The sequence below is a fragment of the Microvirga sp. HBU67558 genome (assembly GCF_018069605.1).
Taxonomy (GTDB): domain Bacteria; phylum Pseudomonadota; class Alphaproteobacteria; order Rhizobiales; family Beijerinckiaceae; genus Microvirga; species Microvirga terrae.
In genome coordinates, this window is the sequence record NZ_JAGPUP010000264.1 from 1 (window position 1) to 738 (window position 738).

General features: G+C 64.6%; 1 pseudogene. It reads right to left on the minus strand.

The features are described from left to right. Window positions 1-738: pseudogene (locus tag KBI52_RS01140) on the minus strand (IS3 family transposase); the annotation flags it as partial.

Here is a 738-nt window from a genome sequence, read left to right on the forward strand (position 1 = left end):
ACCCCACCACCTTCCGGGTTGCCAAATCCAGCACCGCGGCGAGATACAGCCAGCCCTCGCCCGTGGGAATGTAGGTGATGTCGGCCAGCCAGACCCGGTTCGGCTCAAAGACAGTGAACTTCTGCAGGAGCAGGTTGGGCGCAATCGGCAGCTGATGACGACTGTCGGTCGTGGTCGGCCGGAAGCGCCGGCGCGCCAGGGCACGAATGCCATGCCGGCGCATCAGCCGCTCGACCCGGCCGCGGCTGACCCGATGGCCCTGAGCTCGCAAGGCGGCATGCATCCTCGGGCTGCCATAGCGACCCTGATGCTGATCATGGAGCCGATGCACCTCTTGCAGCAGGCCGCGGTTGGCGCGGACTCTTTGGCTCTCCGGCCGGGATCTCCATGCGTAATAGCCGCTGGGCGAGACCTGGAGCACGCGGCACATGAGCCGCACCGGATAGGCGCAGGCATGTTGCTCGATGAAACGAAACCTCATTTGGGCATCTCCGCGAAGATGCCGATGGCTTTTTTTAACACATCGCGCTCCATGCGCGTGCGATCGAGCTCACGCCGGAGCCGCGCGATCTCTGCCGCCTGATCGGCCGGAGAGGCCATGGGAGAGGCGCTGGGCGATGGGGTTTTGCTACCAGCCCTGGATCGAGGTGGACCACCATTCACAACCGCCCGCCAGTTGCGCAGCATGGAGGGAGAAATCCCCAGCTCCGTTGCGATCTGCATGAGAGGTCGACCGCT